The sequence below is a fragment of the Nonomuraea sp. NPDC049504 genome (assembly GCF_040676845.1).
In the GTDB taxonomy this organism is placed as follows: Bacteria; Actinomycetota; Actinomycetes; order Streptosporangiales; family Streptosporangiaceae; genus Nonomuraea; species Nonomuraea salmonea.
Map to the genome: position 1 here is coordinate 99608 of NZ_JBFAPT010000007.1, position 12292 is coordinate 111899.

General features: G+C 71.4%; 15 protein-coding genes. 5 read left to right on the forward strand and 10 right to left on the reverse strand.

The window, feature by feature from the left end; genetic code table 11:
• Positions 1–129: 129 nt before the first annotated feature.
• From AB0K28_RS15705 to AB0K28_RS15720, 4 genes are read left to right on the forward strand one after another with little or no spacing between them, the layout of a single operon-like run.
• Positions 130–534: a nuclear transport factor 2 family protein gene (locus AB0K28_RS15705; RefSeq protein ID WP_364369878.1), complete on the forward strand. Its 405-nt coding sequence runs from the start codon at positions 130–132 to the stop codon at positions 532–534.
• Complete coding sequence (locus AB0K28_RS15710) at positions 531–1067, forward strand: nuclear transport factor 2 family protein (RefSeq protein ID WP_364369881.1); 537 nt, start codon at positions 531–533, stop codon at positions 1065–1067. Before AB0K28_RS15705 ends, AB0K28_RS15710 begins: the two co-directional genes overlap by 4 nt.
• A complete protein-coding gene (locus AB0K28_RS15715; protein ID WP_345389030.1) occupies positions 1064–1939 on the forward strand; it encodes an alpha/beta fold hydrolase in 876 nt (291 codons plus the stop codon). Before AB0K28_RS15710 ends, AB0K28_RS15715 begins: the two co-directional genes overlap by 4 nt.
• Positions 1936–2742 (forward strand): NAD(P)H-binding protein, encoded by an 807-nt coding sequence (locus AB0K28_RS15720; protein ID WP_364369884.1) that lies wholly within the window; start codon positions 1936–1938, stop codon positions 2740–2742. Before AB0K28_RS15715 ends, AB0K28_RS15720 begins: the two co-directional genes overlap by 4 nt.
• Positions 2743–2900: 158 nt before the next feature.
• Here AB0K28_RS15720 and AB0K28_RS15725 read toward each other — a convergent pair whose 3' ends face one another.
• The 5 genes from AB0K28_RS15725 to AB0K28_RS15745 form a co-directional block, all read right to left on the reverse strand.
• Positions 2901–3830, reverse strand: a complete 930-nt coding sequence (locus AB0K28_RS15725; RefSeq protein ID WP_364369887.1) for a hypothetical protein — start codon at positions 3828–3830, stop codon at positions 2901–2903.
• Positions 3831–3950: 120 nt separating this feature from the next.
• Complete coding sequence (locus AB0K28_RS15730; RefSeq protein WP_364369890.1) at positions 3951–4628, reverse strand: DUF998 domain-containing protein; 678 nt, start codon at positions 4626–4628, stop codon at positions 3951–3953.
• 251 nt (positions 4629–4879) lie between these two features.
• Positions 4880–5206 carry a hypothetical protein gene (locus tag AB0K28_RS15735; protein ID WP_364369893.1) on the reverse strand — a complete coding sequence of 109 codons (327 nt, stop codon included), beginning with the start codon at positions 5204–5206 and terminating at the stop codon, positions 4880–4882.
• Between the two features lie 69 nt (positions 5207–5275).
• On the reverse strand, positions 5276–5707 hold the full coding sequence (locus tag AB0K28_RS15740) for a nucleoside deaminase (RefSeq protein WP_364369895.1): 432 nt from the start codon (positions 5705–5707) through the stop codon (positions 5276–5278).
• A gap of 51 nt (positions 5708–5758) precedes the next feature.
• Positions 5759–6616, reverse strand: a complete 858-nt coding sequence (locus AB0K28_RS15745) for a DUF4429 domain-containing protein (protein WP_364369898.1) — start codon at positions 6614–6616, stop codon at positions 5759–5761.
• A 50-nt stretch (positions 6617–6666) separates the two neighbouring features.
• On the opposite strand from AB0K28_RS15745, the gene AB0K28_RS15750 reads away from it, so the two are divergent.
• The gene (locus tag AB0K28_RS15750; protein ID WP_364369901.1) at positions 6667–7248 is read left to right on the forward strand and encodes an HD domain-containing protein; all 582 of its coding nucleotides are present in this window, start codon (positions 6667–6669) and stop codon (positions 7246–7248) included.
• Between the two features lie 49 nt (positions 7249–7297).
• Here AB0K28_RS15750 and AB0K28_RS15755 read toward each other — a convergent pair whose 3' ends face one another.
• The 5 genes from AB0K28_RS15755 to AB0K28_RS15775 all read right to left on the reverse strand — a co-directional run bounded on the left by AB0K28_RS15755 (position 7298) and on the right by AB0K28_RS15775 (position 12267).
• Entirely contained in the window at positions 7298–8956 is a 1659-nt protein-coding gene (locus AB0K28_RS15755) for a catalase (RefSeq protein ID WP_364369904.1), read from the reverse strand.
• Between the two features lie 75 nt (positions 8957–9031).
• Complete coding sequence (locus AB0K28_RS15760; protein WP_355426844.1) at positions 9032–9406, reverse strand: BlaI/MecI/CopY family transcriptional regulator; 375 nt, start codon at positions 9404–9406, stop codon at positions 9032–9034.
• A gap of 32 nt (positions 9407–9438) precedes the next feature.
• On the reverse strand, positions 9439–10383 hold the full coding sequence (locus tag AB0K28_RS15765; protein WP_364369908.1) for a sugar kinase: 945 nt from the start codon (positions 10381–10383) through the stop codon (positions 9439–9441).
• 90 nt (positions 10384–10473) lie between these two features.
• Positions 10474–11679, reverse strand: a complete 1206-nt coding sequence (locus AB0K28_RS15770; RefSeq protein WP_364369911.1) for a hypothetical protein — start codon at positions 11677–11679, stop codon at positions 10474–10476.
• Between the two features lie 30 nt (positions 11680–11709).
• Positions 11710–12267, reverse strand: coding sequence for a sigma-70 family RNA polymerase sigma factor (locus AB0K28_RS15775; RefSeq protein WP_364369914.1), 558 nt, complete (start codon positions 12265–12267; stop codon positions 11710–11712).
• Positions 12268–12292: the final 25 nt, after the last annotated feature.

Sequence of the window (12292 nt, forward strand, 5' to 3'; positions counted from 1 at the left end):
CTGGGTGGAGGAGAGGCGAAGAGCCGGTTGCGGCCATGCCGAGGCAGGCGTCGGCTGCAGGCACCTGCAGCCGACGCTGCAACTTTTCCCTCTCCCAGCCGGGCGAACGAGGCCGACATTCTTGGACGCATGGAACGACTCGACGTCATCGACACCTGCGTCAAGATGGCCTGGCATGCCGACCAGCGGCAGTGGGCCGAGCTGGCCGAGGTGTTCGCGGACCAGGTGACCCTCGACTATACGAGCCTTGACGGGGGCGAGCCGGCCACGCTCACCCCGGCGCAGATCGTCGGCGGCTGGCAGGCCGTGCTCGGCGGCTACGCGGCCACCCAGCACCTGCTGAGCCACCCCTTGGTCGTCGTCGACGGCGACACCGCGTTGTGCACCGCCCCCTTCCAGGCCACCCATCGCAAGAGCGATGACACCTCGTGGACGCTGGGCGGCACGTACCGCTTCGAGCTGGCGCGCACCGGCAGCGGCTGGCGGATCACCGCGGTCGTGATGGCCGCGGCCTGGAACGACGGCGTGCGGTGAGGACGGGTCCCGTCATCGCCGGTACGGCGGTGGCCGTCCTCGTCGTCGGCGGCATCGCAGCCGTGGCCGGCAGCGACTTCCTGCGCGCGGGTGCCGCCGGCTCCGCCCAATCTCCGGCCGCGCCGGCCGCCTCACCCGGTCGGCCGGACCCGGCCGCCTCACCCGGTCGGCCGGACCCGGCCGCCTCACCCGGCCGGTCGGACCCGGCGGAACGGCGTGAGCTGAACCCGGCGGCGCGGCGTTACCTGGACGCGGTGGCCGCGCGGGACGCCGACGCGCTGGCCGCCGCCTTCGCGCCCGACGGCCTGGTCGTCGACGTCGGCCGGGAGATCCGCGGCCGCGACGCCATCCGCCGATGGGCGGCCGACGAGGTCATCGGCGGCGTGTACGAGCTGCTCGGCAGCACGCCGCGCGCGGGCGGGGTGAGCATGCTGGTCCGCTTCCAGCCCGGAGGCGTGGGCGGCTTCCGCGCGAACTACCACTTCGACATCACCGATGGATTGATCACCCAAGCGACCTTGGAGTACGCGTGAACGTGAGTTTCGACAGCGACGGCGTCACCCTGGCCGGCAACCTGTTCCTGCCCGAAGGGGTGGAACGGGCTCCGGGCGTGGTGGTGGCGGGCACCTGGACCAGCGTCAAGGAGCTGATGGCCGACCGTTACGCGCAGCGCCTGGCCGAGCGCGGCTTCGCGGCGCTGTCGTTCGACTTCACCGGCTTCGGCGCCTCAGGCGGTGAGCCGCGGGAGGTGGAGAACCCGGCACGCAAGGTCCGCGACATCCGCCACGCGGCCGGTTTCCTGACCGCCCACCCGGCGGTCGAGGGCGACGGGGTGGGTGCTCTGGGCATCTGCGCGGCGGCGATGTACATGGCCGACGCCGCCGCGCACGATCCCCGCGTCACCTCGCTGGCGCTGGTGGCGCCCTGGCTGCATGACGCCGCCATCTGCGAGGCCGCCTACGGGGGCGCGGCGGCGGTGGCCGAGAAGATCAAGGCCGGGCGGGAAGCCCGTTCACGCTACGACGAGACCGGTGAGATCGACTACGTGCCGGTGGTCAGCGCCACGGACCCGCGGGCGGCCATGCCGTACGCCATCGACTTCTACCTCGATCCCGCCCGCGGCGGCATCCCGGCCTGGCCCAACCGGTTCGCGGTGATGGCGTGGCCGGACTGGCTCACCTACGACTCCATCGCATTGGCCTCGCGGATCACCCAGCCCACCCTGCTCGTGCACAGCCAGGACGCCGCGATCCCCGACGGTGCGCGCCGCTTCCACACCGGGCTGGCCGGGCCCAAGGACATCCTGTGGACCCAGGGCACCCAGTTCGACTTCTACGACCAGGAACCGCAGGTGACGGTCTCGGCCGACACCGTGGCCGCGCACTTCCGCAGGACGCTGCGATGATCTTCGTCACCGGAGCCACCGGCAACGTCGGCCGTGAGGTGCTCGCCCAGCTCACCGCGGCCGGCGTCCCGGTGCGCGGCCTGTCGCGGACCGCCGGGGCCGACCTGGACGACCCCGCCTCGCTGCGTCCCGCGCTGGAAGGGGTGCGGGCGGTGTTCCTGCTACCGGGCTATCGCGACATGCGCGGGCTGGCCGCCGAGTTCGCCGCCGCCGGGGTCGAGCGGGTGGTGCTGCTGTCCAGCCAGGCCGCCGTGGCCACCGACTCCGCCAACGCCGTCTCGGCCTACATGATCGACTCCGAGACGGCCGTCCGCGAGTCCGGTCTGGCCTGGACGTTCCTGAGGCCGGCCGCCTTCATGTCCAACACCCTGCGCTGGCTGCCCCAACTGCGAGCGGGCGACGTCGTGAGCGACGCCTTCGGCGACGTGCCGATCGCCAGTATCGACCCGGCCGACATCGCGGCGGTGGCCGTCAAGGCGCTGCTGGAGCCGGCACACGAGGGACGCGCCTACTCCCTCAGCGGCCCCGAGGCCCTGCTACCCGCCGAGCGCCTCCATATCCTCGGTCGGGCACTCGACCGCGATCTGCGCTTCGAGGCGCTGACCGACGAGGAAGCCTGGACGCGGATGAGCGCCACCACACCGATCGCATACGTGCAGGCGTTCTTCAGCTTCTACCGCGGCCACATCATCGACGAGACCACCGTCCACCCCACCGTGGAGAACCTCACCGGCCGCCCGCCCCGCACCTTCACACAGTGGGCTACCACCCACGCCCCCGCATTCAGAGCGCAACCTTCGTGATCAGGACGCTCGCCGGACGGCCGCTGCCGTCATCATCGCCCCACCCGGTACGGCAGGCGCCTCGGCCACCACGTCCGGCAGCGCGCCCATCGACAACCCGGCACCTGGCCGCTTCCACGAAGCCCTGGGTCCGGCCCTGATCACGGCCGGCCCCGCCCCTACAGCCAGCCACGTTCCTTGGCGCGCAGGGCCGCCTGGAAGCGGGTGGCCGCGTCCAGGCGGGCCATCAGCTCCGCCACGTGCGCGCGGAACTTGCGCACCGACACGCTGATCGACCGGGCGGCGGCCTCGTCGTTGTCGTGCCGGGTCAGCGCGTGCAGGACCTGCTGCTCGATCGGTGACAGCGGCAGGTCATCCAGGTCACGGGCTCGCGCCCACATGCCGTCGAAGACGTCCGCCAGCATCATCACCACGCCGGGCTGCCGGATCTGCAACGCCCCCGCACTCGCCCGTGCGGGGTCGGCCTGGACGAAGGCGATCGTGCGGTTGACGATGGCCAGGTGCCGCACCGGCTCGGTGGTCACCCGGTGCAGGTCGCCCAGGGCGTGCAAGGTCCGCGCGTGCGACTCCTCGTCCCGGTTCTCCAAGGTGTCCGCGGGGAACAGGGTGCGACTGCGTAACCCGCGCGCCAGCAGCCGTCGGAACGGCCGGTCGTCGTAGCCGGGCGAGGCGTTGATGGCGCTGATCTTCAGGTGCGCGAACTCGCCGGGGTCGGCGGCCAGCATCGTACGCATGCGACGGGTGACAGCCGCGCCCTCAGGGATGTGCTCGACCAGTTGGACCGGCCGGCCGCTACGGTGCTCCTCCGTCAGCTCGGTGAGCACGTCCCAGGCGAGGGTCAGCTCAGTGAGCTGGCGCTGTGTCTGCTCGATGCGCCGCCGTACCAGTACGTCGATTGCGGCGGCCGGAGGGAGCGCGGTCAGCGTGCCGTCCACCAGCTCAAGCGAACGCAGCTCCGCCAGCACCAGCCGCACGCCGGGCATCACCAGCTCGGCCCCGGCCGCCTCTGGGTCCGCACGGGGATGGCGCAGCAGGTAGCGATAGAGACGCTCCTGCTCGGCGGTCAACCCCAGGCTCGCCATGCTCATCGTCACTCCGGATCTCGTACGCGTGCCCCCTCGCGGCCACGAGGTCTGTCATGCGTTCGCATATTGCTTGTTCAGCTGCGTTCGGGCAGGCCGGCCAGTGGGAGTGTCGGCGGTTCGTGCTCACCGTTCGGCCGTCGGCGCGGTGGCGAGCCGTGCGGTTGTCGCGGTGAGCCACAGCAGGCCCAGCGCCGCCCCCGTGGAGAAGGCCAGCACGCTGGTCGCGGATCCGGCGAAGCCGGCCAGGACCGCCAACGGAACGATCCGACAGGCCGCCGCCCAGCCGCGTCGGCCCTGGCCCGAGAAGCGGCGGGCCAGCACGAAGAACGCCGCGCACAGCGCCAGGTAGCCGACCATGCCGCCGAGCATGTGGACGATGCCGCTGGTGCTGATTGAGACGCCGGGGCCTTCAGGGGCGTCGGTGGGGAAGCCCGCGCCAGGGTCAGCGGGGAACACCGCGCTGACCAGGAACGAGGTCCCGAACACCGCGATGAGCCTGGGCGCCCAGGTGCTGCCGGGCCCGCCGTCCAGCGTCCGCCGCATCCCCATCGCGCCGGCGATGATCAGCGCTGCGGTGAGTACGAAGCTGGTCTCCTGGATCCAGCCCAGATCACCGAGGCTGAGCTGGCTGATGGCGTTGCGGGTGAAGTCGAAGCCGTCGCGGAACACGCCCTGAAGGACGCCGACCGTGAGGAACAGGGGACCCGCGGCGATACCGCACGCGAGCAAGAGGCGGGCTGCCGGACGAGTTGTCCGCGCGGGACGGATGGGGGCGGCTGAGGACGGGATCGTGTGCGTCATGAGGGCTACGTGCTCCATGGATTACGGGCGGGCCGGTCCGGCCGGCTGGCCGAACGAGCAGTAAGCTTGTCTTTTGCAAGTACAGTTTGTCAACTGAAGTTCCATGGAGATCGTGCGGCATGATGGCTCGTGAGTACGGACGGTCCCTGGCGGCGCACCACGGAAAGCCCCAGCTCAGCACACTGAGCTGGGGCTTTTGCTGTGGAGATCTCGCCGGTGCGGGCTGTGCTGTGCTCTCGCCTCTTCGTCCGTCAGGCCGGGCGTTCGTCGACGCCCACTGCGCCGACGCCGCTGGTGAAGATGCCGCCGCAGTAGCCCTGGGACTGGCCCGATGCGCCGGGGGTGAGGCGGACCCATTCGCCGACCACGTCGGGGGCGCGGCCGCAGACCACCACGGCGCGGAAGATCCAGGTGCCGCCCGTCGGGTTGGAGCAGGAGGCGATGCCGAGGTCGCGGTCGTTCTCGTGGACGAAGGTGTGGCAGTTGAGGTGAGTGGCCGCGGCGGCCGGTGACGCGGTGAGTCCCGTCGTCAGCAGTGCGAGCGCGCCGGCCGCCGCCATCCACATCCTTTTGGACATTGCCCCTCCTGGACGAACGATCGAACGTTACTTTGCGTAGTCGATCGTAAGCGAAGGGTCGTCTCCTGCCTAGCGGTAATAGCCCTCGACGGGGATACGGGCCTCGTCGTACAGGGCGGGGCCGGAGGCGGGCGGGTCGGTGAAGGCGGTGCCCGGGGGCTTGAGGCCGTCGAGCTGCTCGCCCGACAGGGCGTAGACCACCCGGCCGAGGCCCGAGCGGGCGATGGCGCCGGCGCACATGCCACAGGGCTGGCAGCTGGTGAACATCGTGGTGGCTGCGGCCGTCCCGGGGTCGAGCTCGCGGGCGGCCCAGCGGGCCAGCTTCAGCTCGGGGTGGGCGGTGATGTCGTGGTCGGTCAGCGAGCTGTTGCGCTCTTCGGCCAGGATCGTGCCGTCGGCGGCGGCCAGCAGCGAGCCGAACGGCGGGTTGCCGCCCTCCCGTGCCTCGGCGGCCAGCTCGATCGCGCGGCGCAGCAGGCGCTCCTCGTCAGGTGTCACCATGACCAGCTCCTCATCGGTATGTCGGGGTCACCGCAGCCTCTCATGCCACCGCTACGACTCCTGGAGGCGGCGGATCATGGCCTGCTTGGCGGCGGCGAACTCGTCGTCCGTCAGCACGCCCGACTGGTGGAGCCGGCCCAGCTCGGCCAGGCGGCGCAGCACCGCGTCGTGGACGTCGTCGTCGGGGGCCGGCGCGGGCGGCAGCTCGGGCAGCTCGCGGGGCAGGCGGGCCAGGACGGCCGCGGCCACCAGCGCGGTGGTGCCGCCGAAGCGCTGCACGCTCCACGCCACACACCGCGGGTCCTTCTGCGGCGGCAGGGACGGCCCGCCGCCCTTGACCCGGAAGCGCAGCGTGCCGTAGCCCATGCCGGACTGCGGCTTCCACTCCACGCTCGCCACGTCGGTCAGCGGGAACTCCTGCGTGCCCATCTTCTCTTTGTCGCTGCTCGCCCAGCCGGTCCACTCGAGGCGGATGCGCTCGCCGTCGAAGAACACCTGGCCGTCGCCGGCCGTTGCGGTGATGGGGACGTCGGGGACGCGCAGGAGGTAGGCGTCGCAGGGGCCGCTGGGCGTCTCGAAGACCCGCAGGGTGTCGCGGACCTCGTCGGCGAAGTACTCGGCCGCGCCGGCCCGCGCCTTGGGCACGGCCAGCCGGTACGGATCGGCCGGCGCCGCCAGCGCCCCCGCCACCACGTCGGACAGCGCGTCGGCCCCCTTGCGCAGCCGCAACCGGAGGTGGCCGCCCTTGCGCCCTGGCTCGAACGCCGCTCCCGCGATGGCCTCCAGCGGCACCTCGACCTCGCCGAGCGTCCTGCGCAGTTCATCGACGCGTTTGTCGCTGCCAGGGACGATCCGCAGTAATTCCCCATTGAACGTCCACTGCCCGTCGGGCACCGCGATCTCGGCCATATTCTCACCCTAGGACACGCTCGCGGCACGATCACAGACGAAGGAGCGGGATGGAGATCTTCACGAGCTGGCCGTCCTGGGCGCACGCGGAGGGCCCGCTGGCCGCGGCGCTCCCGGAGCGCACCGTGGACGCCCTGCGTGACGCGGTCGCCTTCGCCCGGCGCCGGCACGGGGTGCAGCAGCGGCCCACGGGGCGGCCGTACCTCGAGCATCTGCTGGAGGCGCTGGAGGTGGCGGTGCGCGGCGCGGGGCTGAGCGACAGGGACGTGCTGGTGTCGATCGTGCTGCACGACGTCCTGGAGGACACGCCCTGCACCGAGGCGGAGGTGGCGCGCAGGTTCGGGCCCGAGGTGGGAGCGCTGGTGCGGTGGGTGACGAAGCCGCCGGGCGGCGCGAAGGCCGACTATCTCGCCTCGCTGGTGAAGGCGCCGCCCAAGGCCGTGCTGGTCAAGCTGGCCGACCGGGTGAGCAACGTGCAGGAGTTGCAGCGGATGCCGTGGCGGTTCCAGCGGCGCTACTACCTGGAGACGGTGGCGTACGTCATGCCGCTGGCGGGGGCGCATCCGTGGTTCGCGCAGTGGTTCGGCGACTGGCGCGGGCGGTGGCGGCGGGTGGAGCGCTGGCCGGCCTGACGCGCGGGCAGCGGGCCCCCGCACCGAGGGCCCGCTCGCACCTGGTGAGCTACGACTCCGCGTGCACCGCCCGCTCGTCGGGCACGCAGTGGGTCATCTTCAGGTTCTCGACGTCGCGAGGGCCGTTCCTGCCCAGCTTGGCGAGCCGGTTGCGGTCCTCGTCGGTGAGGTCCTGGCTCTGCAGCGGCTCCAGGTGGGCCACGTCGTCCGGCGTGATGCCGAGGCCCTCGCCGACGCGCAGGCCGAGGTCGTCCTCGGCGAGCAGGAAGTGCCAGACCATGCGCTCCTGGATGGCGCGGTCGCACTGCTTGAGGTTGGTGACGAAGTTGCGGACGAGGTCGTCGCGCTCCCACTCCTCCATGAGCAGATACCGCTGCCCGGCCTGCGTGTAGTCGTTGGTCCGCGGGATCCGCTTGCGGGTCAGCCGGCCGGAGACGACCGGGCCCACCTCGTCGGGGTGCGGATAGTGCGCCTCGCGCAGCCCGTCGCGCAGTGACGGCTCGTAGTTGATGTGCGGGTCCTCGCCGCCGGTGTCCACGAAGTACGTCATCTGGCCGTCGCGCTGGTTGGTCCGGCACTCGGCCCTGGTCTGGTTGACCGGGAGCTGCAGGTAGTTCGGCCCGACCCGGTAGCGCTGGGTGTCGCTGTAGGAGAACGTCCGGCCGATGAGCATCTTGTCGTCGGAGAAGTCGAGGCCGTCCACCAGCACGCCGGTGCCGAACGCGGACTGCTCGTTCTCGGCGAACTGGTTGTCCACGTTGCGGTTCAGCACCATGCGGCCGACGGGCAGCGCGGGGAACTCATTCTCCGGCCAGACCTTCGTGTCGTCGAGCGGGTCGAAGTCCAGCTCGGCGTGCTCGTCGTCGGTCATGATCTGCACGAGCAGCTCCCACTCGGGGAACTCGCCGCGCTCGATCGCGTCGTGCAGGTCCTTGGTGGCGTGGCCGAGGTCGTGCGCCTGGACGGCGGCGGCGTCGGCCTCGGTCATGCTGCGTACGCCCTGCTTGGGCATCCAGTGGTACTTGACCAGCCGCGACTCGCCCTGCGCGTTGACCCACTTGTAGGTGTTCACCCCGAAGCCCTGCATGTGCCGGTAGTCGGCCGGGATGCCGCGCGGGCTGAACAGGTTGACGAGCATGTGCAGGCTCTCCGGCGTCTGCGACATGAAGTCGAAGATCCGGTTCGGGTCCTGGCGGAACGTCACGGGATCCGGCTTGAGCGCGTGGATCACGTCGGGGAACTTGATGGCGTCCCTGATGAAGAAGACGGCCAGGTTGTTGCCCACGAGGTCCCAGTTGCCGTCCTCGGTGTAGAACTTGACGGCGAAGCCGCGCGGGTCGCGGGCCGTCTCGGCGGAGTCACGGCCGCCGATCACCGTGGAGAAGCGCACGGCCACGTCGGTGCGCTTGCCCTCTTCCTGGAAGAGCTTGGCCCTGGTGTAGCGGGCGATGGGTTTGTCGCCGATCTTCCCGTACGACTCGAAGTAGCCGTAGCTGAGCGTGCCCCTCGCGTGCACGACGCGCTCGGGGATGCGTTCGCGGTCGAAGTGGCTGATCTTCTCCAGGAACTGATAGTTCTCCAGCGTCGCCGGGCCGCGCGGGCCGACCGTCCGCTGGTTCTGGTTGTCGTAGACCGGATGCCCCTGCCGGTTGGTGAGGATGGGGCGCTGGTCTTCCGGCTGTGAGCCTTGGCCCGAAACGTCGGTCATCGTGCCGTTTCCTTCCCCGTTGCGTAGTCCAGTCCGCCTGCCCGCGAGGCAGGGACGAAAACAAGGGAGGATCGGCTAGGCGCGGCGGCTGCCGGGCGGCACGACCTGGAGCGCCGTCTCCAGCGCGGTCGCCTCCTCGGGAGTGAGCCGTTCGAGGAAGTGGACCAGCGTGGCGGCCTGGTTGCCGCTGGCCGCCAGCGCGTGGCGCATCAGCTCGGCGGTGTAGGCCTCTTTGGTGGCGATCGGCTCGTACACGTAGGCCCGCCCGACCGGCTCGCGCCGCAGCAGGCCCTTGGTGTGCAGCTTGTCCATCACGGTCATGACCGTGGTGTAGGCGATCTCGCGCTCCTTGCGGAGGTCTTCGAGCACGTCGCGGACGGAGGCGGGCCTGCGGTAGGCCCACATCCTGTCCATGATCGTGGACTCGAGGTCTCCCAGGGGGCGTCTCATGCCCCACATGTTAAGGCTTGGTCACGTACGCACTAACGACTCACACCGTCCGCCGGCTTGCGGAGCAGGTCGAGGTCGGACCGGCGGGGCAGGCTCTCCCAGTCGCCCTGCGAGGTGACCGCGAACGCCCCCGCCGCGCACGCCGTGGCCAGCCGGTCGGCGGGCTTGGCCCCGGCCAGCCAGTCGGCCAGCCAGCCCGCCGCGAACGCGTCGCCCGCGCCGACCGAGTCGACCTCGGTCACCTGGTACGGCTCCGCCCGCAGCACCGCCCCGCCGGACAGCTCCATGGCCCCTTCGGCGCCGAACTTGATCAGCACGTGCTTCGGCCCCCGGTCCGCCAGCTCGGCGGCCAGCTCATCGGCGCCCTCGACGTCGGCGATCAGCCGGCCCTCGGCCTCGGTGGCGAACAGCACGTCCACCTCGCCGATCACCTCGCGCAGCCACGCCCCGGCCTCCTCGGGGCTCCACAACGCCCGCCGGTAGTTGACGTCCAGCGAGATCGGCACCCCGGCGTCCCTGGCGACGGCCATGGCGTGGCGTACGGCCTCGCGCGCCGACGCCGACAGGGCGGGAGTGATCGCGGAGACGTGCAGGATTCTGGCCGACCTGATGAGGGCGGGGTCGAGGTCGCCGGCGCGCAGCCGCGAGCCCGCGCTGTCCCTGCGGTAGTAGCGCACGTCGATGAGGTCGGCGGTGCGCCTGCCCTTGATCATCAGCCCGGTGGGCGCGTCGGGGTCGGGGACGGCCCGCACGTCGACGCCCTCGCCGGCGAGCGTGAACCTGATCAGGTCGCCGAACTCGTCGGCGCCCACCCGGCCCACCCACGTGGCCGCGTGACCGAGCCGGGACACGCCGATCGCGACGTTCGACTCCGCGCCGCCCAGGCCGAGGTCGAAGTCGCGGGCGAAGCGCAGTGGCCCCGTGCGGCGCGCCGCGAACAGCGCCATGGTCTCACCGAAGGTCACCAGCTCAGTCATCGGATCGTGCTCCCCAGCCCTTCCTCGAACCAGCGCCGGCGCCGGCGCGCCCCCCACCCTAGCGGGGCGCGCCTTCCCTGTTCCGAGGGGTCAGCTCTGGGGGCGCTCGCCCAGTTCGTCGGTCCAGCCGGACTCCTCGAAGGTCACCTTCGTGGTGTCCTCGCCCTGCTCCGCCACCGAGTACTCCAGCAGCTCCGCCGTGTTCTCATCCACGACCAGCCGGAACTCGTAGCCGTCATCGCCGTCCACCTCCAGGCCGACACCCTCGCGGCCGGCGGCGTCCTCGACCTCGCCGGCCGAGCGGATGCCCGGCTGGTCGGCGAGGATGCGGAAGATCGCGGCGCGGGTGCCGGGGGTGGTCGGGGCGGTCATCAGGTCGACGGTGGTCTGCCACAGGTAGAGGTCGAACTCCTTGCCGTCCTCGGGCAAGCGCTTGAACTGCGCCTTCAGCTGGGCGGCCAGCGCCTTCTTCGACTGGGGGAGGTCGCCGACGTTCTGCATGGTGATGTCCATGTTCTCGATGGACAGCGGCCTGGGCAGGGTGTCGTCGACGTTCTCAGGGCGGTCCTGGAGGAGCTTGGGCGAGCCCTCCTTGCGCCAGGCGGCCTCGTCCTGCGGCGTGGGGAAGACGACCTCGCGGTCGGTGCGCCTGGTGCGGTGGGTGCCGCCCGCCTTCTTGGGCCGCCAGCGCTCCTCGGACTCGACGACGTACGCCTTGAACGGGGGGCCGTCGGGGTAGACGCGCTCGCGCAGGTCCGCCAGTTTCTTGTTGTACTTCTCGTTGATCGCGATCAGCTCGTCGTCCTCGGCGCCGGTTCTGTCGATCTCGGCCTGCTCCTGGCGCTGGAGCTTGCTCACCCCGTCCCAGAACTCCTTGGGCCAGTAGCCGGTGGGGGAGGTCGTGCGCTGGCGGACGTACCAGTAGGCGCCGGACGTGGGCCGCTCGCGCAGCGCGGTGTCGGCGGCGGCGAGCAGGAAGGCGCGGGCGTCGATCCTGGTGGCCGGCGACGCCTCCGGGTCGCCGGACGGGACCTGCCGGGCGGCCGGGGTATTCAAGGGCGGCGTGCCGGCGGGCGGGGCGGCCGGGGGCGGAGTGACGACGAGCACGCCGGTCGCGACGACGGCGGCGCCCGCGGCGATCGCGCCGGCCGCCGGCAGGAACACGGGACGGCGGGCCGGGCGCCGGTCGTCGGCGAACGCGCGGGCCAGGTCTGCGCCGCGGCGCCGCTCGTAGCTGTCCTCGGCGAGTTCGTCGAGCTTGTCGGGCTTGAGCCGGGCGAACGTACGATCGGTCATGTTCTCCCCCTACGAATGGTCTTGCGCACGTCAGCTCTCCTCGGCGAATCGGCTGCGCGGCGGTCGTGCCGGAGGTGGCGCTGGTGACCGGGCGGCCTGGCGGCTGAGGGCGCCGCTGAGCCGCTTGCGCGCCCGGTGCAGCCGGACGTTGAACGTCCGCGCCGAGCAGCCCAGGACGGTCGCTGCCTGGTCGGGCGTCAGGCCGTACCAGGTGGCCAGGATCATCGCCTCCACGTCCTTCTCCGGAAGGGCGCGCAGGGCGGAGACGGCCTGCTCCCGGTCCACCACGTGCTCGGCGACGTCCCAGGCGAGGTGCTCGTGCTCGCTGGTCAGCGCCGCGATCCGCTCGACCAGGTCCTGCCGCCGGTGCCGTACCTGACGTTGCTTGGCGAGTTTGTTGCGGGCGACGCCTAGCAGCCAGGGCAGCACCTGCTCGGGCAGCTCGTCGAGCCGCCGCCAGGCCACGAGGAACGTCTCGCTGCACACGTCCTCCGCCACGGCCTGCTCGACGCGGAGCAGCACGTAGCCCAGCACGTTCCGGTAGTACCGGTCGTACAGCGCGGTGAATCGCTCTTTGGGATCGTCCACACCCAGTAGTCCCGGCGGCGGTCTC

What these genes read in the sequence shown, in the direction of transcription:
- AB0K28_RS15770 (WP_364369911.1), bottom strand. Translation starts at nt 11,679, where the DNA reads ATGACCGATCGTACGTTCGCCCGGCTCAAGCCCGACAAGCTCGACGAA.
- AB0K28_RS15705 (WP_364369878.1), top strand. Translation starts at nt 130, where the DNA reads ATGGAACGACTCGACGTCATCGACACCTGCGTCAAGATGGCCTGGCAT.
- AB0K28_RS15740 (WP_364369895.1), bottom strand. Translation starts at nt 5,707, where the DNA reads ATGGTGACACCTGACGAGGAGCGCCTGCTGCGCCGCGCGATCGAGCTG.
- AB0K28_RS15730 (WP_364369890.1), bottom strand. Translation starts at nt 4,628, where the DNA reads ATGACGCACACGATCCCGTCCTCAGCCGCCCCCATCCGTCCCGCGCGG.
- AB0K28_RS15745 (WP_364369898.1), bottom strand. Translation starts at nt 6,616, where the DNA reads ATGGCCGAGATCGCGGTGCCCGACGGGCAGTGGACGTTCAATGGGGAA.
- AB0K28_RS15725 (WP_364369887.1), bottom strand. Translation starts at nt 3,830, where the DNA reads ATGAGCATGGCGAGCCTGGGGTTGACCGCCGAGCAGGAGCGTCTCTAT.
- AB0K28_RS15735 (WP_364369893.1), bottom strand. Translation starts at nt 5,206, where the DNA reads ATGTCCAAAAGGATGTGGATGGCGGCGGCCGGCGCGCTCGCACTGCTG.
- AB0K28_RS15765 (WP_364369908.1), bottom strand. Translation starts at nt 10,383, where the DNA reads ATGACTGAGCTGGTGACCTTCGGTGAGACCATGGCGCTGTTCGCGGCG.
- AB0K28_RS15750 (WP_364369901.1), top strand. Translation starts at nt 6,667, where the DNA reads ATGGAGATCTTCACGAGCTGGCCGTCCTGGGCGCACGCGGAGGGCCCG.
- AB0K28_RS15720 (WP_364369884.1), top strand. Translation starts at nt 1,936, where the DNA reads ATGATCTTCGTCACCGGAGCCACCGGCAACGTCGGCCGTGAGGTGCTC.
- AB0K28_RS15760 (WP_355426844.1), bottom strand. Translation starts at nt 9,406, where the DNA reads ATGAGACGCCCCCTGGGAGACCTCGAGTCCACGATCATGGACAGGATG.
- AB0K28_RS15755 (WP_364369904.1), bottom strand. Translation starts at nt 8,956, where the DNA reads ATGACCGACGTTTCGGGCCAAGGCTCACAGCCGGAAGACCAGCGCCCC.